We start from the raw sequence: 23,923 nt of genomic DNA, 5'->3' as shown, positions 1-23,923 counted from the left end.
GGCTGGCTGCCAAGGGGCAGGGCGCGCATCCTACACTGGAGGTTCTCTGACCGTACAGCGAACAGGGAAATGCCGGACGTTGGGCAATCCGCATTCACATAAGTTCTTACACTTGTCGCAGGAAGGTTAAAAGTTCTCCCGCTGTGGCCCTATAATGCGCGCCGGTTTTTGGGGTAATGGTCATGAGTACAGAAGATCCACGGTTTGCCGGCATCGCTCGTTTGTATGGCATCGACGGCCTCGAACGCTTGCGCGCGGCGCATGTGGCGATCGTCGGCGTCGGTGGCGTCGGTTCCTGGGCGGCGGAAGCCATTGCCCGTTGTGGCGTGGGCGAGATTTCGCTGTTCGACCTGGACGACGTCTGCGTCAGCAACGCCAACCGTCAGCTGCACGCGCTGGACAGCACTGTCGGCAAACCCAAGGTCGACGTGATGGCCGAGCGCCTGCGCGGGATCAACCCGGATTGCACGGTGCACGCGGTGGCGGATTTCGTCACCCGCGAGACCATGGCCGAATACATCACGCCGAACATCGATTGCGTGATCGACTGCATCGACAGCGTCAACGCCAAGGCTGCGTTGATCGCCTGGTGTAAGCGCCGCAAGATCCAGATCATCACGACCGGTGGTGCGGGTGGGCAGATTGACCCGACACTGATTCAGGTGTGCGACCTGAACCGTACGTTCAATGATCCATTGGCCTCGAAAGTGCGTTCGACGTTGCGCCGTGATTACAACTTCTCCCGCACCGTGACCCGCCATTACAGCGTGCCGTGCGTGTTTTCGACCGAGCAACTGCGCTACCCGAAACCGGATGGCAGCATTTGTTTGCAGAAGAGTTTTGTCGGCGATGGCGTGAAGCTGGACTGCGCTGGCGGGTTTGGCGCGGTGATGATGGTGACGGCGACGTTCGGCATGGTCGCGGCGACCAAGGCTGTGGATAAGATTGTGGCGGGTGTGCGGCGCCCTGCGGATCGCATCAAACCCGAGGTTTAACGACGAACCCTGTAGGAGCTGCCGAAGGCTGCGATCTTTTGATCTTGATTCTAGGCGTCCCGAGAGTGCCGAAGATCAAAAGATCGCAGCCTTCGGCAGCTCCTACATTGGAATGGGGGCGAAGGTGATTAGCTTGCCAGTTCGCGCATTCGCTGTAACACGGCGTTGAGGCCATTACTGCGCGACGGCGATAGCTGTCGACTCAGCCCAAGCTGATTAAACCAATCCGGCAAATCCACCTGCTGCAACTCACCCGCCGACAACCCGTTGACCCGCGCCAGCAGCAACGCCACCAACCCGCGAATCAACCGTGCGTCGCTGCTCGCGGCAAACTGCCAGTGGCCATCTCTCAGCGAGCCCACCAACCACACCTGACTTTCACAGCCATGCACCCGGTTGGCGTCGACTTTATCCACATTGCTCAACGCAGGTAGACGATCGCCCCACTGCATCAGCAGCCGCGCCCGTTGTTCCCAACCCGCGGCATTCTGAAAAGTCTCCAGTGCCGTTGCAGCCTCAGCAGGCAAACTCATCGCAACAACTCCAGCGCTTGATCCAGCGCGTCAAAGAACCGTTCCAGATCTTCGGAATCGTTGTACAGCGCCAATGAAACCCGAATCGCCCCGGCCAGTTCAAAGTGCTTGAGCAGCGGCATGGCGCAATGATGACCGGCGCGCACCGCAATCCCCTGTTCCGTCAACAAGTGCGCCAGATCAGAGTTATGCACACCCTCCACGACAAAACTCGCCAACGCCAGTTGAGGCTTGCCCAGCAGCCGAATGCCGTTGCGCGCCTCCAGGCCTTTCAGCAAATAGTCATGCAGCGCCGCTTCATGAGCCGAGACCGCGTCCTGATCGAGACCGGCGAGGTAATTCAGAGTCGCCCCCAGACCAATCACACTCGAAATCGGCGGCGTTCCGGCCTCGAAACCCAGCGGGGCAGGGCGAAAGCGAGCGCTGAGGTAATCCGCGTCCAGCACCATTTCGCCGCCGAACTGCCAATGACGCAGTTGCTTGAGCGCCTCATTGCGACCGAACAGCACGCCCAGGCCATCGGGGCCATAGAGTTTGTGGCTGGAAAACACATAAAAGTCGCAACCCAGCGCCTGCACGTCATGCCGACCATGCACCACGCCTTGAGCGCCATCGACCACGGTCAGTGCGTCGTGCGCCTTGGCCATCGCCAGCAGTGCGGGCACCGGCTGCCAGGCGCCGAGCACGTTGGACAGTTGACTGATCGCCAACAAGCGCGTGCGCGGATTGATCAACGACGCGGCAGCCTCCAGGTCGATCAAACCGTCGGCGTCCAGCGGCAGGATCACCAGTTTCAGCCCGCGACGGTGGGCCAGTTGCTGCCACGGCAGCAGGTTGGCGTGATGCTCCAGCGCGCTGATGACAATCTCATCGCCCGGATTGAATGAGTGTTCCAGGCCATAGGCCAGGAGGTTCAGTGCGCTAGTGGCGCCGTGGGTAAAAATGATCTGCCCGACATCGCCGGCATTCAACCAATGGGCGACTTTGCTGCGGCTGTCCTCGAACGCCTGGGTCGCATGCGCGCCGGGCAAGTGTTGCGCCCGATGCACGTTGGCCGCGCCATTGGCGTAGTAATGCGCCAGGGCATCCAGCAGGGCTTGAGGTTTTTGCGTGGTGGCGGCGTTGTCCAGGTACGTCTGGTCTTGCCGTTGCAACGCGGCGATGGCCGGAAAATCGGCGCGCCAGGGAGAAGGAATCATCATGTTGTTCGGCCCTGGTAAACATGGGCGGGTGTACGCCTGACCCCTGTAGGAGCGAGCTTGCTCGCGAAAGAACGTAACAGCACCGCGTTTATCAAGCTGAACGCGTCATCGTTAACGTCCATCGCGAGCAAGCTCGCTCCCACAGGTGATCAGGTGATCAGGTAATCGTTTGGCGCTCTGCTTAGTTGTGAGCGTGCAGCGCTTCGTTCAGTTCGATCGCCGATTTGTGGGTTTTGCATTCCACGGCACCGGTTTCCGAATTACGGCGGAACAACAGGTCAGGTTGACCCGCCAATTCACGGGCCTTCACGACTTTGACCAGTTTGTTGTTTTCGTCCAGCAGCGCCACTTTGGTACCAGCGGTCACGTACAGGCCCGATTCAACAGTGTTGCGGTCGCCCAGCGGGATGCCGATACCGGCGTTCGCGCCGATCAGGCAGCCTTCGCCAACCTTGATCACGATGTTGCCGCCGCCCGACAGGGTGCCCATGGTCGAGCAACCGCCGCCCAGGTCCGAACCTTTGCCGACGAACACGCCAGCGGAGACACGACCTTCGATCATGCCCGGGCCTTCAGTGCCCGCATTGAAGTTGACGAAACCTTCGTGCATCACGGTGGTGCCTTCGCCCACGTAAGCGCCCAGACGAATACGTGCCGCATCAGCGATACGCACGCCGGCCGGAACCACGTAGTCGGTCATTTTCGGGAACTTGTCCACCGAGAACACTTCCAGCAACTCGCCACGCAGGCGGGCTTCGAGTTGATGCTCGGCCAGTTCAGTCAGGTCGATCGCGCCCTGGCTGGTCCAGGCGACGTTCGGCAGCAGCGGGAACACGCCCGCCAGGTTCAGGCCGTGCGGCTTGACCAGACGGTGGGACAGCAAATGCAGCTTCAGGTAGGCCTCAGGCGTGGAGGTCAGCTGAGCATCTTCGGCCAGCAGAGTGGCGACCAGCGGCTTGTGGCTTTCGGCCAGACGAGTCAGCAATGCAGCTTGGCCGGCATCGACGCTTTTCAGCGCTTCGGCCAGTTGCGAGGCCTGTGCGGTGCTGAACGCGATGGCCTGATTGCCTTCGGTGTAGCCCAGAACCGGGGCAATGGCAGCGACCAGTTCGGCCGACGGGTTGAGCAGTGGCTGCGCGTAAAACACTTCCAGCCATGCGCCTTGACGGTTTTGAGTGCCGACACCAAAGGCCAGGCTGAACAGGGTAGTGGACATGTTGATACCTCTTACAAAATGGAACGGGCGGCCTTACTTGAGGGCTGCCGCGTAGATATCTGGCTTGAAGCCAATCAGGGTTCGGTCACCGAGATCAAGCACCGGGCGCTTGATCATCGAGGGTTGTGCGAGCATCAGGTCGATGGCTTTCGGCTGGTCGAGATCGGCTTTGCGTTCGTCGTCGAGCTTGCGAAAGGTCGTGCCTGCACGGTTCAACACCACTTGCCAGCCGTGCTCATCGCACCATTGGGTCAGGTGTTCACGGTCGATTCCGGCCGTTTTGTAATCGTGAAAGTCATAGCTGACAGCGTGTTCATCGAGCCAGGTGCGCGCCTTTTTCATGGTGTCGCAGGCTTTGATGCCGAAAAGGTGCAACGTTTTGCTTGAAACGGTCAAGGAATTGCCCCCTTTACAGGTGCTGGAAAAAAAAGGTGACGGATTATGCCATGACCGTTCAGTTAAAACGCAAAACCCTGTGGGAGCGAGCTTGCTCCGGGCGGCGTTCCGACGAAGGTCGTCAACGATAACAGTAAAAACCTGACACCCCGCGGTGCTCTCAGGTGCATCGCGAGCAAGCTCGCTCCTACAAGTATTGCGGTGTTTCAGGATGGTCTGCGGCTGCGTGCGACATTGGTACAACGGTCAGCCGGCAGTCTAAGCGGCTAATATGGCACTTCAATGCTGTCGATTGCCTGGAACCGCGCTTTTATGCAAACCGCCTACACCGTCCTGATTATGCTGATGCTGGTCGGCGTTTCACGCCTGATCGGACGAGTGATTCCCTTGCCTTTGCCGCTGGTGCAAATTGCCGCCGGCGCGTTGCTGGCGTGGTCGACCCTCGGATTGCATGTGGCGCTGGACCCCGAGTTGTTTCTTTTCCTGTTCCTGCCGCCGCTATTGTTCTCCGATGGCTGGCGCATGCCCAAGCGTGAGTTGTGGCGGCTGCGCGGGCCGATTCTGACGTTGGCGGTCGGCCTGGTGCTGTTCACCGTTGTCGGCGCGGGCTATTTCATTCATTGGATGTTGCCGAGTATTCCCCTGCCGGTGGCGTTCGCCCTGGCGGCGGTGTTGTCGCCGACGGATGCCGTGGCGGTCTCGGCAATTTCCCAGAACCGCTTGCCGACACCTCTGATGCACATGCTGCAGGGCGAGGCGCTGATGAACGACGCTTCGGGCCTGGTGACGTTCAAGTTCGCGTTGCTTGCGGCGGTGACCGGGGTGTTCTCGCTGGCCAATGCCAGCCTGACGTTTGTGCTGGTGGCGGTTGGCGGACTGGCCGTCGGTGTGGCGTTGAGTTGGCTGGTGGGGCGTTTGAGGGCGTGGATGATCGCCCGCGGCTGGGATGATCCGGCGACTCACGTCGTCTTCATGTTGCTGCTGCCGTTTGCCGCTTATGTTTTGGCAGAGCGCGTGGGCGCCTCGGGCATTCTGTCAGCGGTGGCGGCGGGAATGATGCAGAGCTGGCTCGATCTGCTGCCGCGCCAGACCAACACCCGCTTGCTCAATCGCAGCGTCTGGTCGTTGCTGGAATTCGCCTTTAACGGCTTGATCTTCCTGCTGTTGGGCTTGCAGCTGCCGGACATCATCAAGGCTGTCGCCAGTCACGAAACCTCGCTGTGGCCGACGCTGCTTTACCGCTGCCTGGAGGTGGTGGCGATTTTCTGCGTGTTGCTGCTGTTGCGGTTTATTTGGGTACAGAGCACTTGGCGGCTGTCGGGTCTGTTGCGCCGGCTGCGCGGGCAAGGTGAGATGACGCACGTGCCTACAGCGCGCTCATGCTGGTTGCTGACGGTCGGCGGCGTACGCGGGGCAGTGACGTTGGCGGGTGTCTTGTCGGTGCCGATGCTGATGGGCGGCGATGCGTTTCCTGAGCGGGATTTGCTGATCTTCATCGCGGCCGGGGTGATTCTGCTGTCGCTGATTGCCGCGTGCATTGCTTTGCCACTGCTGCTGCGCGGTATCGAGAAAAGCCCGGACGCCAGGCGTCGCAATGAAGTGCGTGACGCCTGGCGCAAGACCGCCGAAGCGGCGATTCACTCCTTGGAAATCAACGAGGCCAAGCCAGTGGATGCGGCTGAGGCAGCATTGTCCGCCGAACTCAAGGCGCGGATCATGTCTGAGTATCGGCATCAGTTGGAGGTGTTCAACGATTCGACAGAGGCCCAGGCGCTGGCGTTTCAGATGAACTTGCTGGAGCGACGTCTGCGCGTCAAGGCGTTGCGAGCGCAACGCCTGGAGTTGTACAAGCTCAGTCGTCATCACCAGATTGGTGATGACGTTTTGCGCGAGGTACTGGCTGAACTGGATTTGAGTGAAGCCAATCTGGGCGTCGTCCAGTAGCCGATTGTTGAAATGCCGGTGGGATTGATGGCGCTAAAGGTGCGCTCAGTCTTTGGGATAAGCGTTGCGCATCATGGCGATGTCGCCATTGCTGATTGCCCATGATTCCGATTGTCCCCAGTAGCCAACAGTCCACTCGTTGGGAATTTCATAATGCATGACCGAGTCTCCGTCGTAAGGCTGGTAAGTGAACTGGTCGCTCAGGAGCAGGGGCAGGATATTGGCATCAACGACGCTCTTGTCCCAGCCGAAAGTTTGTGCACAGTGCCTATAGGTGTTCGGTACATCCCACGGTATATCCGAGTTGGGGTGTTGGTGAGCATGTAGGGCCCCCAGAGCGTGTCCGAACTCATGTAGAACGACAAATCTGAACCGATGGCTGCCAGGCGTCCAGTTCAGGTACATGCTGGGCCCGCGTCTTTGCTCGTCGGTGCCGCCTATATCATCAATGAGTGCATCGGTACCAATTTGCGAGGCCTCAATCCCGTCTGGCCGATTGAGGAAAATGCGTATATCGCCAATATCGCCTTTTACAAAGTCAAATGTCAGGTTTACGTAAGGCAGCCATTCACTGGCGGCAGCTCGGACCTCTTCAATGGCTTCGTCGCTGGCGTTGTACATTGCGATTTTAAGTGTTTTTCCAGGCTTCCAGAATTTGGTATGGGAACCAACGTTTCTTTTACGGCGACTGCCAGTGTTGTTGGTATTGATCGGGTGTTCATTGGTGGCGGCTGAATAAGATGCGGTGTCACTAACGGGTTGAAGTATTCGGCATGAACTAAATGCAGTCATGGTTATTACATCCTTGTAAGTATTGTTTTTGGTTTGGTGTATTACGATAGTTGCCTGCTGTTTGAGGGCGAATATGAAGTTAATTTCAAATAGGCGGTTTGTATATGCGTGTCTTGTAACTGAAGATAAAACCCGCACTGCATTGCACAGTGCGGGTTTACTAAAGTTATTACTTGCGGGAATTAATGAAGCTGCGAATTCGCTCGGCCGCTTCAACACATTCCGCCAGTGGAGCAACCAGCGCCATGCACACACGACCTGCGCCTGGATTGAGGCCATCTACTCACGGGACAGGTAAGAGCCTGGCAACACCGTTACATGTTCTTCAACGAACAGATCGCGGCAGAACGCTTCGTCATCACCTTCAACATTCGGCCACAAGTAGAATCCACCGTCCGGACGCTGAACGTCCATCACCGGGCTGAGGATTTCCAGCACCGCATCATACTTCTCGCGATACAACGCACGGTTGGCGCGTACATGCTTGTTGGGTGTTGATTCTCATGATTGATTAGTAGGGGTAAAGTAATTTCATGATTTCTTTGTCTTTTTTGCTGATCTTGCGATTGATCGGAAGCTCCCAGTTACCCAATGTTAACGTGTTGGGTACTGGATAGTGCATGATGGACGTCTTGTCGTAGGGCAGGTAGAAAGCATCGGAAGTGTTGAATGGCGTAAATATGTGCCTGTCAATTTGTTCTCGAGAAAGTGGATTCATCTCGCGATTCTGATAGAACTCATAAACTTTAGGCTTGTCCCAAGGGATGTTCGCGTTTGGATGCTGGTGTTCATGCATCGCGCCCAGTGCATGGCCGAATTCGTGGATAACAATTACCTCGAAATCCTCGTGCTCAGGATTGACGCCGAGGTTCATGGTTGGCTTGTCCGGATGAACCAACAGCGAGTTGGTACCTAGTACTGCGCTATTTTTGTTGTTTTCGGTGGCGATGCGAATGTCACCCTGATGACCATCGACAAAATTAAAGCAGAGGTTAACAAATGGCAACCAATGTCTGGCTGCGTCTATGATCTTCTGTTTATGGTCGACGTCCAGGTTGTTCATAAAGGCAATTTTTAAGGCTCGACCGTTTTCCCACAATTTCGGATAGTTGACCAGCGAGCGTTTGAGGCGATTGCCGCGGGGCAGTCCTGCATCGGCAGGATTTTCCGTGATGGCAGCTTCATCAGATGCAGGGTCGTGTTTACACTGTGTTGGCTGGTAATCCAGGATGCTGTTCATTTTTTACTTCCTCCTTGAAGTTTAGAGTAAAAATTATTTACCTTTGATGTCCGTAACTTTTGTGTTTATTTGGCGTGCGGTACTGCATCATCAGGAGTGAAACGATGGATGTTGAAGAGTTGCTTGCCACTTCCTTGATAGCGTCCTTCCGGTGGTTGCAACTTCGTGAGGTGAGAGAATATAGAGCGATATATTAATGTGATGTGATCTGGTGTTCATAACAAACATCCATGTTTGTGTTTTTCTGGATTGGTTTTTTGTTATCTTGTATGAGAATTTGTTGGTTGGTTTTTCAGTGGGCAGTAATCTTATGGTAGTCGAAAAGTTAAGTTTTGAGTAAGTTGGTTATATTGCTTTATGTTTGTGTAAGCCCGCACGGCATTGCACCGTGCGGGTAATGAACTTTAAGGGCGATGGCGAATGATAAACGCCCGGATGCGTTCAGCAGCCTCCACACATTCCGCCAGCGGCGCAACCAGCGCCATGCGTACGCGACCGGCACCCGGATTGGCTCCGTCAACCTCGCGGGACAGATAGGAACCTGGCACTACCGTCACATGTTCTTCAACGAACAGATCGCGGCAGAACGCTTCGTCATCACCTTCAACATTCGGCCACAAGTAGAATCCTCCGTCCGGACGCTGAACGTCCATCACCGGGCTGAGGATTTCCAGCACCGCATCATACTTCTCGCGATACAACGCACGGTTGGCGCGTACATGCACTTCATCGTTCCACGCGGCAACGCTGGCCAGTTGAGTCTGAACCGGCATCGCGCAGCCGTGGTAAGTGCGGTACAGCAGGAAGCCTTTAAGAATGTCCGCATCACCGGCCACGAAGCCCGAACGCAAGCCTGGCAGGTTGGAGCGCTTGGACAGGCTATGGAACACCACGCAGCGCTTGAAGTCCTTGCGACCCAGTTCTACGCAGGCGCTGAGCAGGCCGGCCGGCGGGGTTTTTTCGTCAAAGTACAACTCGCTGTAGCATTCGTCGGCGGCGATCACGAAGTCGTATTCGTCGGCCAGGGCGATCAGTTTTTTCAGTGTCTCGACCGGAATCAGCGCACCGGTCGGATTGCCCGGCGAGCACAGGAACAGGATCTGGCAGCGTTTCCAGATGTCTGGCGACACGGCATCGAAATCCGGGTTGAAGCCGTTTTCATCCAGGCACGGCAGGTAATGCGGCTTGGCCCCGGCGAGGAATGCCGCGCCTTCGTAGATTTGATAGAACGGGTTCGGGCTGACCACCAGTGCGTCATCGCCACGGTTGACCACGGTCTGGGTGAAGGCGAACAGTGCTTCGCGGGTGCCGTTGACCGGCAGCACGTTACGCGCCGGGTCGAGCCAGCCGTTCGGCACACTGAAACGACGCTCGCACCACGCGGCGATGGCTTCGCGCAGGGCCGGGATGCCGAGGGTGGTCGGGTACACGGCCATCTGATCCAGATTGCTCGCCAGGGCCTCGGCGACAAAGCTTGGCGAACGGTGCTTCGGCTCACCGATGGACAGCGCGATGGCGCGTTTTTCCGGGTTTGGCGTGACGCTGCCGAGCAGGGCGCGGAGCTTCTCGAACGGGTAGGGCTGCAACTGGTTCAGAGCGTTGTTCATCGGTAGATCTCGTTCGGTGTGGGGGCGGCGCTGGCCCCTGTAGGAGCGAGCTTGCTCGCGATGGTCGTCAACGATAACGCGTGCTTGCCAGGACAACGCGGCGTATTTGAGTCCATCGCTAGCAAGCTCGCTCCTACAAAAGGGCGGGCCGTTGTTAATTCAAATGCTGATGCGCGACAGTTTGATATCCGGTTCGTGGCTGACGCTCAACTGTTCGACGATCGCATCCTGCAAACGGCTGCACAGCAACGGGTCGGACAACGGCTGGTTGTTCGCGTCGGTGATGAAGAAAACGTCTTCGACGCGTTCGCCGAGGGTGGCGATCTTGGCATTCTGCAGCGACAGATCGAACTCGAGGAAGATCGTGCCGATCCGCGCCAGCAATCCTGGGCGGTCAGGGGCGCTGAGCTCCAGCACCGTCACTGGACGTTGAGCATCGTTGTGGATCGTCACCTGCGGGGCAAACGCGAAATGCTTGAGCTGGCGCGGCACCCGACGCTGAATAATGGTCGGGTAGTCGTCCGGGTTGCGCAAGGCTTCGGTCAGGCCCTCGCGGATCTGTTTGACCCGCGCCGGGTTGTCACCGATCGAGTCGCCATCCGTGTCGAGCACGATGTAGGTGTCGAGGGTGAACTGGCTGCTGGAGGTGATGACCCGGGCGTCATGAATGTTCAGGTTGAGCTGGTCCATCGCGGCCACGGTCACGGCGAAGAAGTCGTGTTGGTCCGGTGCGTAGATGAAGATCTGGGTGCCACCTTCGAATTCGCGCTGGGTGGTTTCCTTGATCAGCACCAGCGGCCCGCCATCGGCCGGTTGCTGGAGGATCGCGTCACTGTGCCAGGCCACGTCGCCGGCGGTGTGGCGCAGGAAATAGTCATCGCCCAGTTGCGACCACAGCTGCTCGACGTCGTCCGGGTCGGTCCCGCCGCGTACCAGGATGTCCAGGGCGGCGCTCTGCGTCTGGCGGATCTGCATTTCGCGGTCCACCGGGTTTTCCAGGCCACGGCGCAAGGCGCGCTTGGTTTCGGTGTACAGCTGGCGCAACAGGCTGGCGCGCCAGGAATTCCACAGTGTCGGGTTGGTGGCGTTGATGTCGGCAACCGTCAGCACATACAGATAGTCGAGGCGGGTTTCATCGCCCACGGCCTGCGCAAAGTCGTGGATCACCTGCGGGTCGGACAAGTCCTTGCGCTGCGCCGTGGTCGACATCACCAGATGGTTCTGCACCAGCCAGACGATCAGGCGGCTGTCCCACACCGGCAGTTGGTGGCGCTGGCAAAAGGCTTCGGCGTCCACCGCGCCAATTTCCGAGTGATCGCCATGCCGGCCTTTGCCGATGTCGTGGTACAGGCCTGCCAGGTAAATCAGCTCGGGTTTGGGCAGTTTTCCCATGAGTTTGCTGGCTAGCGGGAATTTTTCCGAGACCTGGGTGTACTGCAATTTACGCAGGTGTTTGATCAGGTTCAGGGTGTGCGCATCGACCGTATAGATGTGAAACAGGTCGTGCTGCATCTGCCCGACGATGAAGCCGAACTCCGGCAGATAACGCCCGAGGATGCCGTAACGGTTCATCCGGCGCAGGTTGCGGTGGATGCCGATCTTGCACTTGAACAGCTCGATGAACAGGCTGGTATTGCGAATGTCGTTGCGGAAATCGTCGTCGATCAGATGCCGGTGTTCGCGCAACAGGCGGATGGTGTCGGCGCGCACGCCTTTGATTTCCGGCTGCTGGGCCATCAACACGAAGATTTCGAGCATGGCGAATGGCGTGCGACGGAATACATTGTCGTTGCGTGCCTCGATGTAACCGTCGTGCAACTGGAATCGTGGGTTGATCGGTTGTGGCGGCACTTCGTCCACCGGCGCGAGGATGAGTTCCTCGAAGTGCTGGATGATCAGGTCGCTGAGCTGGGCAATGCTCATGACCACCCGGTAATACTGCTGCATGAAGTTTTCGATGGCTTGCTTGGCATCATCGCCTTCGAAACCCAGTAGCCCGGCAATCGAGCGCTGGTGGTCGAACAGCAAGCGGTCTTCGGCACGGCCGGCGAGCATGTGCAGCGCGTAGCGAACCTTCCACAGGAATTCCTGGGACGAAGCCAGCAGGGCGTTTTCGCTCTCGACCAGGAACCCTTCGCCGGCCAGTGCCCGCAGGTTCAGGGTGCCGTACTCGCGACGGGCGACCCACAAAATCGTCTGAATATCCCGTAGTCCGCCAGGCGAGCCTTTGACGTTGGGTTCCAGGTTGTATTCGGTGTCGTTGTATTTGTGGTGGCGAGCCTTCTGTTCGGCGCGCTTGGCCAGGAAAAAGTCTTTGCTTGGCCACATGTGCGCTGTGCTGGTGACGTCCAGCATGCGTTGGCGCAAGCGTTCGGGGCCAGCAATGGTGCGACTTTCCATCAGGTTGGTGATCACCGTAAGGTCGGCGCGGGCCTCAACGGCGCATTCGTCGACCGAGCGAACGCTCTGGCCGACTTCCAGGCCGATGTCCCACAACAGCGTCAGAAAACGCTCAATGGAATCGCGGAAAATTTCATGGTCGGCGCTGTCCAGCAGGATCAGCAGATCAATGTCGGAATACGGGTGCAACTCACCCCGACCGTAGCCACCGACCGCGACCAGCGCGATATCGGCATCTTCGCTCCAGTCAAACTGCTCCCAGGCCTTTTGCAGGATGTTATCGACGAACCAGGCGCGATCCTCGATCAGCCGGCGAATATCCCGCCCGCTGCGAAAGCGCCCGTCGAGTACTTCACGCGCCTGACGGATCGCTTTCTTGAAGGCCGCGATCGGGCTGGCCTTCAGGGCCAGTTCAGCCTGGAACTGGCCACGGTCGAAGAGTTCGGGATCCACCTGTGGCATCGATTGGCTTTCCTATCTATAAGGCTGGGAGCTGCCGGGTCCGGATCAGGCCGAAACGCGCGGGATGGTGTCATCGGCGCGCAAGGTGAAGATTTCGTAACCGGTTTCGGTGACCGCCAGCGTGTGTTCCCACTGTGCCGACAACTTGCGGTCCTTGGTGATGGCGGTCCAGCCGTCGCCCAACACCTTGGTGTCGGCCTTGCCCTGGTTGATCATCGGTTCGATGGTGAAGGTCATGCCGGCTTTCAGTTCCATGCCGGTGCCGGCGCGGCCGTAATGCAGAATCTGCGGTTCTTCGTGGAACACCTTGCCGATGCCGTGGCCGCAGAACTCGCGAACCACCGAAAAGCCGTTCTTTTCAGCGTGCTTCTGGATCACTTCGCCGATATCGCCCAGGCGGCAGCCGGGTTTGACAATTTCGATGGCCTTGTACATGCATTCCTGAGTCACTTGCGACAGGCGCTCGGCCCAGACCGGCACGGTGCCGACGTGGAACATACGGCTGGTGTCGCCGTGGAAACCGTCCTTGATGACGGTGACGTCGATGTTCAGGGTGTCGCCATCCTTCAGCGGCTTCTCATTCGGAATGCCATGGCAGACCACATGGTTGATCGAGGTGCAGATCGACTTCGGGTAGCCCTTGTAGTTGAGCGGGGCAGGAATGGCGTGCTGCACATTGACGATGTAGTCGTGGCAAATGCGGTCGAGCTCTTCGGTCGTGATGCCTGGCTTGACATGCTCGGCAATCATTTCAAGCACATCGGCGGCCAGTTTGCCGGCGACACGCATTTTTACGATGTCCTCTGGCGTTTTGAGTGTGACGGTCATACAGGCTCTCTCTGCGCTCGATGGCGCTTTCTAAAACGGAATGGGCGTTGCGTGATCGTTCTTCACGGCCCCGAAAAAGGCGATTCTAACAGACGAACAGCGCAAATCTGACCCTCAGTGCATCGCTTCTCTCTATTGATTGGCGCATTCTTGAGCGATTCCAAGGGCGGGAAGTAGGCGTGCGTCAGGATTTGAGAATCCGGGTTCCGTTTTTTGCAGTCTTGTGATATAAAATGCGCCGCTTTCCGGGGATACCCCGAGAGGCTTAAATCCACACACGTGTCGACACGATGACCTGGGTGCCTTCAGCTGATGCTGCTGGTTGGTCATTGGGATACGTGGAGGCCAAACCCGACTTATTAAGGAACTATCATGTCCCAAGTCAACATGCGCGATATGCTGAAGGCCGGTGTGCACTTCGGTCACCAGACCCGTTACTGGAACCCGAAAATGGGTAAATACATTTTCGGCGCGCGTAACAAGATCCACATCATCAACCTTGAAAAAACCCTGCCAATGTTCAACGAAGCTCTGACTTTCGTAGAGCGTCTGGCCCAGGGCAAAAACAAGATCCTGTTCGTCGGCACCAAGCGTTCCGCTGGCAAGATCGTTGCTGAAGAAGCAGCACGTTGCGGTTCGCCGTACGTCGATCACCGCTGGTTGGGCGGCATGCTGACCAACTTCAAAACCATCCGTGCTTCCATCAAGCGTCTGCGTGACCTTGAAGTACAAGCCGAAGACGGTACTTTCGCCAAGCTGACCAAGAAAGAAGCGCTGATGCGCACTCGCGATCTTGAGAAGCTGGATCGTTCCCTGGGTGGTATCAAGGACATGGGCGGTCTGCCAGACGCTCTGTTCGTTATCGACGTTGATCACGAGCGCATCGCGATCACCGAAGCCAACAAGCTGGGCATCCCGGTTATCGGCGTAGTCGATACCAACAGCAGCCCGGAAGGCGTTGACTACATCATCCCAGGCAACGATGACGCAATCCGCGCTATCCAGCTGTACATGGGTTCGATGGCTGATGCTGTTATCCGCGGTCGCAACCACGTTGCTGGCGGCACCGAGCAGTTTGTTGAAGAAGCTCCGGCAGCTGCAGCTGAGTAATTGACGCCTTGGCGTTGACTCAGTAAGCAAAAAGGGGGCTTGGCCCCCTTTTTGCCACCTCGAAAACCATTTGTCCGGTGGCGCATTTACAGCATTTGTAACTTGCAGCTGCTAACAAGGGTGGTTCGGGAAGAATTGAACGCCCGTTCGATCGGGTGGAATGGTTGAAAACCTATCCAAGAGGATTTTGAAATGGCAGAGATTACTGCAGCGTTGGTCAAAGAACTGCGCGAGCGTACCGGCGAAGGCATGATGGACTGCAAAAAGGCCTTGACCAAGGCCGGCGGCGACATCGAAAAAGCCATTGATGACATGCGTGCTTCGGGCGCCATCAAGGCTGCCAAGAAAGCAGGCAACGTAGCTGCTGAAGGCGCGATCGCTCTTAAAGAAGACGGTAAATCCGCCGTTCTGCTGGAAGTGAACTCGCAGACCGACTTCCTGGCTTTGCAGGACGACTTCAAGGCATTCGTTGCTTCCAGCGTTGAAAAAGCATTCGCTGACAAGCTGACTGACGTTGCGCCGCTGATCGCAGCTCAAGAAGCCGATCGCCTGGTTCTGGTCGGCAAGGTTGGCGAAAACGTCAACATCCGTCGCCTGGCTCGCGTTGAAGGTGATGTTGTTGGTGGTTACCTGCACGGTAACAAGATCGGTGTTGCGGTTGTTCTCAAGGGCGGCGACGTTGAGCTGGCCAAAGACATCGCTATGCACGTAGCGGCGACCAACCCTGAATTCCTGCTGCCATCGGAAGTTTCCGCTGAAGCGGTCGAGCGCGAGAAAGCCGTGTTCCTGACCCTCAACGCTGACAAGATCGCTGGCAAGCCAGAAAACATCGTTGAAAACATGGTCAAAGGTCGTATCAGCAAGTTCCTGGCTGAAGCGAGCCTGGTTGAGCAGGCGTTCGTCAAGAACCCTGAAATCAAGGTCGGCGAACTGGCCAAGAAAGCCGGTGCTGAAATCGTTTCCTTCACCTACTTCAAAGTAGGCGAGGGCATCGAGAAGCCGGTCGACAACTTCGCTGAAGAAGTTGCTGCCCAGCTGGCTGCCGCCAAGCAATAAGACGGTTTTTTAACTGTCGCCCTGAAGAGGCTGCCCGCTTACGCGCGCAGCCTCTTTTCAGATGGGGTACCAATTTTTAATTGGTTTCCCTTTGGAACTGGCTTACAAAGCCATGTTCCGATGGCGCTGAAGCAGCGCCAAGCTAGAGTGAACGCCAGCTGAAAACAGCTCGCAAAGAATTTTTAAAATACGCCGCAGGAGAGATTCGCAATGGCTCAGCAGGGCAGTGGTTATCAGGCTCGCTATAAACGCATTCTACTCAAGCTTAGCGGCGAGGCCCTGATGGGCTCGGAAGAGTTCGGGATCGATCCGAAAGTTCTGGATCGCATGGCGCTGGAAGTTGGCCAACTGGTCGGCATCGGCGTTCAGGTCGGTCTGGTGATCGGTGGCGGTAACCTGTTCCGCGGTGCAGCGCTGAGCGCGGCCGGCATGGATCGGGTGACGGGCGACCACATGGGCATGCTGGCCACTGTGATGAACGCCCTGGCCATGCGCGATGCGCTGGAACGTGCCAATATCTCGGCCATCGTGATGTCGGCCATTTCCATGGTGGGCGTGACTGATCACTATGATCGCCGCAAAGCCATGCGCCACTTGAACGCCAAGGAAGTCGTGATCTTCGCGGCCGGCACCGGCAATCCGTTCTTCACCACGGATTCGGCGGCTTGCCTGCGAGCGATCGAAATCGATGCCGACGTCGTGCTCAAGGCGACCAAGGTCGATGGCGTCTACACCGCAGACCCATTCAAAGACCCGCATGCCGAGAAGTTCGATCATCTGACTTACGATGAAGTGCTGGATCGCAAGCTGGGCGTGATGGATCTGACTGCCATTTGCCTGTGCCGCGACCACAAGATGCCGTTGCGTGTATTTAACATGAACAAGCCCGGCGCCCTGCTGAATATCGTACATGGCGGCGCTGAAGGGACCCTGATCGAGGAAGGCCAACAATGATCAACGAAATCAAGAAAGACGCTAAAGAGCGTATGCAGAAATCCGTCGAGTCGCTGATGCACAACTTCGGCCGAATTCGTACCGGCCAGGCGCATCCAAGCATTCTGGAAGGTGTGATGGTGCCGTACTACGGCTCCGACACGCCGATCAAACAGGTGGCTAACATCACCGTTAAGGATGCTCGTACCCTGCAAGTCGTTGCCTTTGAGCGCAACATGCTGGGCGCTGTCGACAAAGCGATCGGCAGTGCTGGCCTGAACCTCAACCCGACCAACCTGGGTGAGTTGCTGCTGATCTCCATGCCGGCCCTGACCGAAGAAACCCGTAAGGGCTTCACCAAGCAGGCTCGCGATGTTGCTGAAGACGCCCGTGTTGCTGTGCGCAACATCCGTCGTGATGCGAACAGCCAGCTCAAGGATCTGGTCAAGGAAAAGGAAATCAGCGAAGACGAAGAGCGTCGCGCCACTGGCGAAATTGATGATCTGACCAAAAAGTACGTGGCTGAAATCGACGCGAACTTGGCGCAGAAAGAAAAAGACCTGATGGCCGTATAAGGGTCGCGTTTTCATGGAAAAGACCAAGCAGACTGTGCCGTCCGCGGTGCCGCGCCATGTCGCGATCATCATGGATGGTAATAATCGCTGGGCGAAAAAACGCTTTATGCCGGGTGTTGCCGGGCATAAAGCGGGCGTAGATGCGGTTCGTGCGGTGATCGAGGTGTGTGCCGAGGCCAAGGTCGAGGTACTGACCCTGTTTGCTTTCTCCAGCGAGAACTGGCAGCGCCCGGCCGACGAGGTCAGTGCCTTGATGGATCTGTTCTTCAAGGCATTGCGTCGTGAGGCCAAGCGCCTGAACGAAAACAACATCAGTTTGCGCATCATTGGCGACCGTTCGCGTTTTCATCCAGAGCTTCAAGCGGCCATGCGTGAGGCCGAAGCCATGACGGCGGGCGCCAATCGTTTCATCCTGCAGATCGCCGCCAACTACGGCGGCCAGTGGGACATCGCGCAAGCTGCGCAGCGTCTGGCGCGGGAGGTTCAGGCCGGGCATCTGCGTCCGGAAGACATCACGCCCGAACTGCTGCAAACCTGTCTGATGACCGGGGATCTGCCGTTGCCGGACTTGTGCATTCGTACCGGCGGTGAGCATCGCATCAGCAACTTCCTGCTGTGGCAGCTGGCTTACACCGAGCTGTACTTCTCCGACCTGTTCTGGCCGGACTTCAAACACGACGCTATGCGCACCGCGCTGGCAGATTTCGCTTCTCGCCAGCGCCGCTTCGGTAAAACGAGCGAGCAGGTCGAGGCTGGAGCCCGGGTTTAATGCTTAAACAACGAATCATCACCGCACTGATCCTGCTGCCGATTGCCCTGTGCGGGTTTTTTCTGCTCGAAGGATCAGGTTTTGCGCTGTTCATCGGGTTGATCGTGACCCTTGGCGCCTGGGAGTGGGCTCGTCTGGCGGGCTTCACCGCCCAGCCAATCCGCATTGCCTATGCCGCTGTCGTCGCGTTGATGTTGTTCGTCATGCACATCCTGCCGGGGCTCGCGCCCTGGGTGTTGGGTGCATCGGTGCTGTGGTGGGGCGTTGCGACTTATCTGGTGCTGACTTATCCGCGCTCCAGCGACCACTGGGCCAGCGCTGTCTGCAAACTAGTGATCGGCCTGCTGATCCTGCTGCCGGCCTGGCAGGGTCTGGTTCAGATCAAGCAGGAGCCTTTGGGTAACTGGCTGATCATGGCGGTGATGGTGCTCGTCTGGGGTGCCGATGTTGGCGCCTACTTTTCCGGTCGGGCCTTCGGCAAGCGCAAGCTGGCACCACAGGTCAGTCCCGGTAAGAGCTGGGAAGGCGTGTATGGCGGCTTGCTGTTAAGTCTGGTGATCGCAGCGGTCGTCGGTATTGTGCGTGACTGGAGCTTCGCCCAGGTGTTGATGGGGCTGTTGGGTGCCGCCCTGATCGTGTTCATTTCGGTAGTGGGTGATCTCACTGAAAGCATGTTCAAGCGCCAGTCCGGGATCAAGGACAGCAGCAATTTGCTGCCAGGTCACGGCGGGGTGCTGGATCGCATCGACAGTCTGACGGCGGCGATTCCCGTGTTTGCGGTGTTGCTGTGGATGGCGGCACCGTGAGCCGCCCACAGCAGATTACCGTCCTGGGAGCGACCGGCTCGATCGGCCTGAGCACGCTCGATGTCATCGCTCGTCATCCCGAGAGCTATCAGGTCTTCGCATTGAGTGGTTTCACTCGTCTGAGTGAGCTGCTGGCGCTGTGTGTGCGGCATAAGCCACGGTTCGCCGTGGTGCCTGAAGCGGGCGCTGGCCGAGCGTTGCAGGACGATCTGCGTGCCGCTGGCTTGTCGACCCGTGTGTTGGTGGGTGAGGAGGGGCTGTGTCAGATCGCTTCCGATCCTGAAGTCGATGCCGTCATGGCGGCCATCGTGGGTGCGGCGGGCTTGCGTCCGACGCTGGCGGCGGTCGAAGCCGGCAAGAAAATTCTCCTGGCTAACAAAGAAGCACTGGTAATGTCCGGTGCGTTGTTCATGCAGGCTGTGCGCAACAGCGGTTCGGTACTGCTGCCGATCGACAGTGAGCACAACGCGATTTTCCAGTGCATGCCGCTGGATTTTGCCCGTGGTCTTGGGGCGGTCGGTGTGCGTCGAATTTTACTCACAGCCTCTGGCGGTCCATTCCGACAGACACCCATGGCTGAGCTGGCGCATGTGACTCCTGAGCAGGCGTGTGCCCACCCGAACTGGTCCATGGGGCGCAAGATTTCGGTCGATTCAGCCAGCATGATGAACAAAGGCCTCGAGTTGATCGAGGCTTGCTGGTTGTTCGACGCCAAACCGTCGCAGGTCGAAGTGGTGATTCACCCTCAGAGCGTGATTCATTCGCTGGTCGACTACATCGATGGCTCCGTATTGGCCCAGTTGGGCAATCCGGACATGCGCACGCCGATCGCCAACGCCCTGGCGTGGCCAGAGCGGATAGATTCGGGTGTTGCACCGCTGGATTTGTTTGCCATTGCGCGCCTCGACTTCCAGGCGCCCGATGAAGAGCGATTCCCTTGTCTGCGCCTGGCGCGTCAGGCCGCCGAGGCTGGCAACAGCGCGCCGGCGATGCTTAACGCGGCGAATGAAGTGGCCGTCGCGGCCTTTCTCGACGGACGGGTTCGTTACCTGGAAATCGCGAGTATCATCGAGGAAGTCTTGAATCTCGAGCCGGTGGTTGTGGTGGATGATCTCGAGGCGGTGTTCACGGCTGACTCGAAAGCGCGAGTACTGGCCGGGCAATGGTTGAGTCGTCATGGGCGATAGGTGCAGCAATACGTTGGCCTCATGCAGCACTGAATAGGTTTGCGGAGAAAGTAGATGAGCGCGCTCTATATGATTGTCGGCACCCTGGTGGCTTTGGGTGTGCTGGTTACCTTCCACGAATTCGGCCATTTCTGGGTCGCACGTCGCTGTGGGGTCAAAGTGCTGCGTTTCTCCGTGGGCTTTGGTATGCCGTTGCTGCGCTGGCACGACAAGAAAGGCACTGAATTCGTCGTCGCCGCCATTCCGCTGGGGGGCTACGTCAAGATGCTCGACGAGCGTGAAGGCGAAGTGCCGGCTGACCTGCTCGATCAGGCTTTCAATCGCAAATCAGTTCGTCAGCGCATTGCTATCGTGGCTGCCGGTCCGATTGCCAACTTTTTGCTGGCGATGATTTTTTTCTGGGTGCTGGCAATGCTCGGCAGCCAGCAGGTGCGGCCAGTCATTGGTTCTGTCGAGACTGGAAGTCTCGCGGCCGGGGCAGGTTTGAGCCCGGGGCAGGAAATTGTTGCCATCGATGGCGAACCGACTTCCGGGTGGGCTGCGGTGAATCTGCAGTTGGTCCGCCGCCTTGGGGAGAGCGGAACCCTTCAGTTGCTGGTTCGTGAGCAAGGCTCGACGGCGGATTCACCTCGTGAGCTGGCGTTGGATAAATGGCTCAAGGGAGCCGATGAGCCGGATCCGATTCGCTCGCTGGGTATTCGCCCTTGGCGTCCTGCGTTGCCACCGGTCCTGGCCGAACTTGATCCGAAAGGCCCGGCCCAGGCGGCGGGCCTGAAAACTGGTGACCGGTTGCTGGCGCTTGATGGCAAGTCGCTGGATGACTGGCAGCAGGTGGTCGATACGGTGCGTATGCATCCCGATACCAAAATCATGCTGCGCGTTGAACGCGATGGTGCTCAAATCGACGTCCCTGTGACGCTGGCTGCTCGCGGCGAGAGCAAGGCACCCAACGGTTATTTGGGGGCAGGGGTGAAAGCTGTCGATTGGCCGCCAGAGATGATTCGCGAGGTCAGTTACGGACCGATGGCCGCGATTGGAGAGGGGGCTCGACGCACCTGGACCATGAGCGTACTGACCCTCGATTCACTTAAGAAAATGTTGTTCGGTGAGCTCTCGGTAAAAAACTTGAGTGGACCGATAACCATTGCTAAAGTGGCGGGCGCTTCTGCCCAGTCGGGCGTCGCTGATTTCCTGAATTTCCTTGCTTATCTGAGTATTAGCTTGGGGGTTCTGAATTTGTTGCCTATTCCGGTACTGGATGGGGGGCATTTGTTGTTTTATCTGATCGAGTGGACGCGTGGTCGTCCCTTGTCGGATCGGGTGCAGGGTTGGGGGATACAGATCGGTATCAGTTTGGTGGTCGGGGTGATGTTGCTTGCTCTGGTCAATGATTTGGGCCGTCTGTAACACAATTCGCTGAATTGCGAATCTGCCGCATTTTGCGGCAGTTTGTTTATTGCCAGTTGGAATAAGAAAGGACTTCATGAAACGTCTGCTGCTAACTGCGGTTCTCACCGTATTGATGATCGCCGAAGTTCACGCCGAGTCCTTCACTATCTCTGATATTCGCGTCAATGGCCTCCAGCGGGTCTCCGCGGGTAGCGTCTTTGGTGCTTTACCGTTGAACGTCGGTGAACAGGCGGATGATCGTCGCCTGGTGGAATCCACTCGTGCGCTGTTCAAAACCGGGTTCTTTCAAGATATCCAACTGGGCCGCGAAGGCAACGTCCTTGTCATCACGGTAGTCGAACGTCCGTCAGTTGCCAGTATCGAGATCGAGGGTAACAAGGCGATCTCCACTGAAGACTTGATGAAAGGCCTCAAACAGTCCGGTCTGGCCGAAGGCGAAATCTTCCAGCGCGCCACCCTCGAAGGTGTGCGTAACGAACTGCAGCGCCAATACGTCGCTCAGGGCCGCTACTCGGCTACCGTCGACACCGAAGTGGTGCCGCAGCCGCGTAACCGCGTTGCGCTGAAGGTCAACATCAACGAAGGCACCGTCGCGGCTATCCAGCACATTAACGTGGTGGGTAATACCGTTTTCCCTGATGAAGACCTGATCGACCTGTTCGAGCTCAAGACGACTAACTGGCTGTCGTTCTTCAAGAACGATGACAAGTACGCTCGTGAAAAACTTTCCGGTGACCTGGAGCGTCTGCGTTCCTACTACCTGGACCGTGGCTATATCAATATGGATATCGCTTCGACCCAGGTGTCCATCACCCCGGACAAGAAACACGTCTATATCACTGTCAATGTCAACGAAGGCGAGAAGTACACCGTTCGTGACGTCAAGCTGAGCGGCGACCTGAAAGTTCCAGAAGACCAGGTCAAGTCCCTCTTGCTGGTCCAGAAAGGCCAGGTGTTCTCGCGCAAGCTGATGACCACCACCTCCGAGCTGATCACCCGCCGTCTGGGTAACGAAGGCTATACCTTCGCCAACGTCAACGGCGTGCCACAGCCTCACGATGACGATCACACCGTAGACATTACCTTCGCTGTCGATCCGGGCAAACGTGCTTACGTCAACCGCATCAACTTCCGTGGCAACACCAAGTCCGAAGACGAAGTGCTGCGCCGTGAAATGCGTCAAATGGAAGGTGGCTGGGCTTCGACCTACCTCATCGACCAGTCCAAGACCCGTCTTGAGCGTCTGGGCTTCTTCAAGGAAGTCAACGTCGAAACCCCGGCTGTACCGGGTGTCGATGACCAGGTTGATGTGAACTACAGCGTAGAAGAGCAGGCTTCCGGTTCGATCACCGCCAGTATCGGTTTCGCCCAGAGCGCCGGTCTGATCCTGGGTGGTTCGATCACGCAGAACAACTTCCTGGGTACCGGTAACAAGGTCAGTATCGGCTTGACCAAAAGCCAATACCAAAGCCGCTATAACTTCGGTTATGTCGACCCGTACTGGACTGCTGATGGCGTGAGCCTGGGTTACAACGCGTTCTATCGCACCACCGACTACAAAGACCTCGATGTCAACGTAGCCAGCTACGCCGTAGACAGCCTGGGTGCAGGTGTCAGCGTCGGTTACCCGATCAGCGAGACTTCACGTCTGACGTTTGGTTTGTCTGCGCAACAAGACAAGATCAAGACCGGTCTTTACACCGTCGACGAAATCTTCGACTTCGTTAACCAGCAAGGTGATCAGTACCTGAACTTCAAGGCATCGGCCGGTTGGTCTGAATCCACCTTGAACAAAGGTGTACTGGCGACCCGTGGTCACTCCCAAAGTCTTACCGCGGAAGCCACGACCCCGGGCAGCGACTTGTCGTTCTTCAAGCTCGATTACCGCGGTCAATTGTTCCAGCCGTTGTCTGAAAACTACACCATGCGCCTTCACACCGAACTGGGTTATGGCGATGGTTATGGTTCGACCGATGGCTTGCCGTTCTATGAAAACTACTATGCTGGTGGTTTCAACTCGGTTCGTGGCTTCAAGGACAGTACTCTGGGGCCTCGTAGTACGCCGAGCCGGGGCGTGAACCCGGGGACCGCAGTCGACCCGGACCAGGATCCACTACCGTTTGGTGGTAACGTCCTGATTCAGGGTGGTGTAGAAGTTCTGTTCCCTCTGCCGTTCGTGAAAGATCAGCGTTCCTTGCGCACTTCGGTATTCTGGGACGTGGGTAATGTGTTCGATTCGTCTTGCAAGCAGAGCACTAACGCCGATGGTTCGAAGTCCAACACTCAGTGTAACGACATCAGCCTGAGCAATATGGCCAGTTCGGTGGGTGTCGGTGTGACATGGGTTACCGCCCTTGGTCCGTTGAGCTTCGCCTTGGCGATGCCAGTCAAGAAACCGGACAGCAATGCCGAGACTCAAGTGTTCCAATTCTCCCTCGGCCAGACGTTCTAAGCGTCTGACC

General features: G+C 57.5%; 20 protein-coding genes and 1 pseudogene. 11 read left to right on the top strand and 10 right to left on the bottom strand.

Annotated features, from left to right (window positions below):
* Window positions 1–182: 182 nt before the first annotated feature.
* Window positions 183–995: a tRNA cyclic N6-threonylcarbamoyladenosine(37) synthase TcdA gene (gene tcdA / locus JFU37_RS06920; protein ID WP_446738922.1), complete on the top strand. Its 813-nt coding sequence runs from the start codon at window positions 183–185 to the stop codon at window positions 993–995.
* A gap of 128 nt (window positions 996–1,123) precedes the next feature.
* Here the strand turns inward: tcdA and JFU37_RS06915 are convergent, their stop codons facing one another.
* The 4 genes from JFU37_RS06915 to JFU37_RS06900 form a co-directional block, all read right to left on the bottom strand.
* Window positions 1,124–1,528, bottom strand: coding sequence for a SufE family protein (locus JFU37_RS06915; protein ID WP_201114362.1), 405 nt, complete (start codon window positions 1,526–1,528; stop codon window positions 1,124–1,126).
* Entirely contained in the window at window positions 1,525–2,730 is a 1,206-nt protein-coding gene (locus JFU37_RS06910; protein ID WP_201114360.1) for an aminotransferase class V-fold PLP-dependent enzyme, read from the bottom strand. The genes JFU37_RS06915 and JFU37_RS06910 overlap by 4 nt, the downstream gene beginning before the upstream one ends.
* Window positions 2,731–2,911: 181 nt before the next feature.
* Window positions 2,912–3,946, bottom strand: coding sequence for a 2,3,4,5-tetrahydropyridine-2,6-dicarboxylate N-succinyltransferase (gene dapD / locus JFU37_RS06905; protein WP_201114358.1), 1,035 nt, complete (start codon window positions 3,944–3,946; stop codon window positions 2,912–2,914).
* Window positions 3,947–3,979: 33 nt separating this feature from the next.
* Window positions 3,980–4,342 carry an ArsC family reductase gene (locus JFU37_RS06900; RefSeq protein ID WP_201114356.1) on the bottom strand — a complete coding sequence of 121 codons (363 nt, stop codon included), beginning with the start codon at window positions 4,340–4,342 and terminating at the stop codon, window positions 3,980–3,982.
* Between the two features lie 312 nt (window positions 4,343–4,654).
* On the opposite strand from JFU37_RS06900, the gene JFU37_RS06895 reads away from it, so the two are divergent.
* The gene (locus JFU37_RS06895; protein WP_201114354.1) at window positions 4,655–6,286 is read left to right on the top strand and encodes a Na+/H+ antiporter; all 1,632 of its coding nucleotides are present in this window, start codon (window positions 4,655–4,657) and stop codon (window positions 6,284–6,286) included.
* 45 nt (window positions 6,287–6,331) lie between these two features.
* On the opposite strand, the gene JFU37_RS06890 is transcribed toward JFU37_RS06895, so the two are convergent.
* The 6 genes and pseudogenes from JFU37_RS06890 to map form a co-directional block, all read right to left on the bottom strand.
* Window positions 6,332–7,078: a peptidase M12 gene (locus JFU37_RS06890; protein WP_201114345.1), complete on the bottom strand. Its 747-nt coding sequence runs from the start codon at window positions 7,076–7,078 to the stop codon at window positions 6,332–6,334.
* Window positions 7,079–7,247: 169 nt separating this feature from the next.
* Window positions 7,248–7,561: pseudogene (locus JFU37_RS06885) on the bottom strand (aminotransferase class I/II-fold pyridoxal phosphate-dependent enzyme); the annotation flags it as partial.
* A gap of 28 nt (window positions 7,562–7,589) precedes the next feature.
* Window positions 7,590–8,318, bottom strand: coding sequence for a M12 family metallopeptidase (locus tag JFU37_RS06880; protein WP_201114343.1), 729 nt, complete (start codon window positions 8,316–8,318; stop codon window positions 7,590–7,592).
* A gap of 404 nt (window positions 8,319–8,722) precedes the next feature.
* On the bottom strand, window positions 8,723–9,925 hold the full coding sequence (gene dapC, locus JFU37_RS06875; RefSeq protein WP_201114341.1) for a succinyldiaminopimelate transaminase: 1,203 nt from the start codon (window positions 9,923–9,925) through the stop codon (window positions 8,723–8,725).
* A 159-nt stretch (window positions 9,926–10,084) separates the two neighbouring features.
* A complete protein-coding gene (locus JFU37_RS06870; protein WP_201114339.1) occupies window positions 10,085–12,787 on the bottom strand; it encodes a [protein-PII] uridylyltransferase in 2,703 nt (900 codons plus the stop codon).
* 45 nt (window positions 12,788–12,832) lie between these two features.
* On the bottom strand, window positions 12,833–13,615 hold the full coding sequence (gene map / locus JFU37_RS06865) for a type I methionyl aminopeptidase (RefSeq protein WP_201114337.1): 783 nt from the start codon (window positions 13,613–13,615) through the stop codon (window positions 12,833–12,835).
* A gap of 372 nt (window positions 13,616–13,987) precedes the next feature.
* On the opposite strand from map, the gene rpsB reads away from it, so the two are divergent.
* The 9 genes from rpsB to bamA all read left to right on the top strand — a co-directional run bounded on the left by rpsB (window position 13,988) and on the right by bamA (window position 23,913).
* Window positions 13,988–14,725, top strand: a complete 738-nt coding sequence (rpsB, locus tag JFU37_RS06860) for a 30S ribosomal protein S2 (RefSeq protein WP_007907989.1) — start codon at window positions 13,988–13,990, stop codon at window positions 14,723–14,725.
* A gap of 192 nt (window positions 14,726–14,917) precedes the next feature.
* Entirely contained in the window at window positions 14,918–15,781 is an 864-nt protein-coding gene (gene tsf, locus JFU37_RS06855) for a translation elongation factor Ts (protein WP_201114335.1), read from the top strand.
* 210 nt (window positions 15,782–15,991) lie between these two features.
* Window positions 15,992–16,735, top strand: coding sequence for a UMP kinase (gene pyrH / locus JFU37_RS06850; protein WP_003172271.1), 744 nt, complete (start codon window positions 15,992–15,994; stop codon window positions 16,733–16,735).
* Window positions 16,732–17,289, top strand: a complete 558-nt coding sequence (frr, locus tag JFU37_RS06845) for a ribosome recycling factor (protein WP_008028968.1) — start codon at window positions 16,732–16,734, stop codon at window positions 17,287–17,289. The genes pyrH and frr overlap by 4 nt, the downstream gene beginning before the upstream one ends.
* Window positions 17,290–17,302: 13 nt before the next feature.
* Window positions 17,303–18,058, top strand: coding sequence for a polyprenyl diphosphate synthase (gene uppS / locus JFU37_RS06840; protein WP_201114333.1), 756 nt, complete (start codon window positions 17,303–17,305; stop codon window positions 18,056–18,058).
* Window positions 18,058–18,864, top strand: a complete 807-nt coding sequence (locus JFU37_RS06835) for a phosphatidate cytidylyltransferase (protein ID WP_201114323.1) — start codon at window positions 18,058–18,060, stop codon at window positions 18,862–18,864. Before uppS ends, JFU37_RS06835 begins: the two co-directional genes overlap by 1 nt.
* On the top strand, window positions 18,861–20,051 hold the full coding sequence (gene ispC, locus JFU37_RS06830; RefSeq protein ID WP_201114321.1) for a 1-deoxy-D-xylulose-5-phosphate reductoisomerase: 1,191 nt from the start codon (window positions 18,861–18,863) through the stop codon (window positions 20,049–20,051). The genes JFU37_RS06835 and ispC overlap by 4 nt, the downstream gene beginning before the upstream one ends.
* A gap of 54 nt (window positions 20,052–20,105) precedes the next feature.
* Window positions 20,106–21,458: a sigma E protease regulator RseP gene (gene rseP / locus JFU37_RS06825; protein WP_201114319.1), complete on the top strand. Its 1,353-nt coding sequence runs from the start codon at window positions 20,106–20,108 to the stop codon at window positions 21,456–21,458.
* Between the two features lie 76 nt (window positions 21,459–21,534).
* Window positions 21,535–23,913 carry an outer membrane protein assembly factor BamA gene (bamA, locus tag JFU37_RS06820; protein ID WP_201114317.1) on the top strand — a complete coding sequence of 793 codons (2,379 nt, stop codon included), beginning with the start codon at window positions 21,535–21,537 and terminating at the stop codon, window positions 23,911–23,913.
* The last annotated feature ends 10 nt before the right edge of the window (window positions 23,914–23,923 follow it).

The sequence above is a fragment of the Pseudomonas sp. TH41 genome (assembly GCF_016650695.1).
In the GTDB taxonomy this organism is placed as follows: Bacteria; Pseudomonadota; Gammaproteobacteria; order Pseudomonadales; family Pseudomonadaceae; genus Aquipseudomonas.
Note: the sequence above shows the minus strand (reverse complement) of the source record. Positions and strands in the feature narration are given on the sequence as shown.

What these genes read in the sequence shown, in the direction of transcription:
- tcdA (WP_446738922.1), top strand. Translation starts at nt 183, where the DNA reads ATGAGTACAGAAGATCCACGGTTTGCCGGCATCGCTCGTTTGTATGGC.
- JFU37_RS06915 (WP_201114362.1), bottom strand. Translation starts at nt 1,528, where the DNA reads ATGAGTTTGCCTGCTGAGGCTGCAACGGCACTGGAGACTTTTCAGAAT.
- JFU37_RS06910 (WP_201114360.1), bottom strand. Translation starts at nt 2,730, where the DNA reads ATGATGATTCCTTCTCCCTGGCGCGCCGATTTTCCGGCCATCGCCGCG.
- dapD (WP_201114358.1), bottom strand. Translation starts at nt 3,946, where the DNA reads ATGTCCACTACCCTGTTCAGCCTGGCCTTTGGTGTCGGCACTCAAAAC.
- JFU37_RS06895 (WP_201114354.1), top strand. Translation starts at nt 4,655, where the DNA reads ATGCAAACCGCCTACACCGTCCTGATTATGCTGATGCTGGTCGGCGTT.
- JFU37_RS06890 (WP_201114345.1), bottom strand. Translation starts at nt 7,078, where the DNA reads ATGACTGCATTTAGTTCATGCCGAATACTTCAACCCGTTAGTGACACC.
- JFU37_RS06880 (WP_201114343.1), bottom strand. Translation starts at nt 8,318, where the DNA reads ATGAACAGCATCCTGGATTACCAGCCAACACAGTGTAAACACGACCCT.
- dapC (WP_201114341.1), bottom strand. Translation starts at nt 9,925, where the DNA reads ATGAACAACGCTCTGAACCAGTTGCAGCCCTACCCGTTCGAGAAGCTC.
- JFU37_RS06870 (WP_201114339.1), bottom strand. Translation starts at nt 12,787, where the DNA reads ATGCCACAGGTGGATCCCGAACTCTTCGACCGTGGCCAGTTCCAGGCT.
- map (WP_201114337.1), bottom strand. Translation starts at nt 13,615, where the DNA reads ATGACCGTCACACTCAAAACGCCAGAGGACATCGTAAAAATGCGTGTC.
- rpsB (WP_007907989.1), top strand. Translation starts at nt 13,988, where the DNA reads ATGTCCCAAGTCAACATGCGCGATATGCTGAAGGCCGGTGTGCACTTC.
- tsf (WP_201114335.1), top strand. Translation starts at nt 14,918, where the DNA reads ATGGCAGAGATTACTGCAGCGTTGGTCAAAGAACTGCGCGAGCGTACC.
- pyrH (WP_003172271.1), top strand. Translation starts at nt 15,992, where the DNA reads ATGGCTCAGCAGGGCAGTGGTTATCAGGCTCGCTATAAACGCATTCTA.
- frr (WP_008028968.1), top strand. Translation starts at nt 16,732, where the DNA reads ATGATCAACGAAATCAAGAAAGACGCTAAAGAGCGTATGCAGAAATCC.
- uppS (WP_201114333.1), top strand. Translation starts at nt 17,303, where the DNA reads ATGGAAAAGACCAAGCAGACTGTGCCGTCCGCGGTGCCGCGCCATGTC.
- JFU37_RS06835 (WP_201114323.1), top strand. Translation starts at nt 18,058, where the DNA reads ATGCTTAAACAACGAATCATCACCGCACTGATCCTGCTGCCGATTGCC.
- rseP (WP_201114319.1), top strand. Translation starts at nt 20,106, where the DNA reads ATGAGCGCGCTCTATATGATTGTCGGCACCCTGGTGGCTTTGGGTGTG.
- bamA (WP_201114317.1), top strand. Translation starts at nt 21,535, where the DNA reads ATGAAACGTCTGCTGCTAACTGCGGTTCTCACCGTATTGATGATCGCC.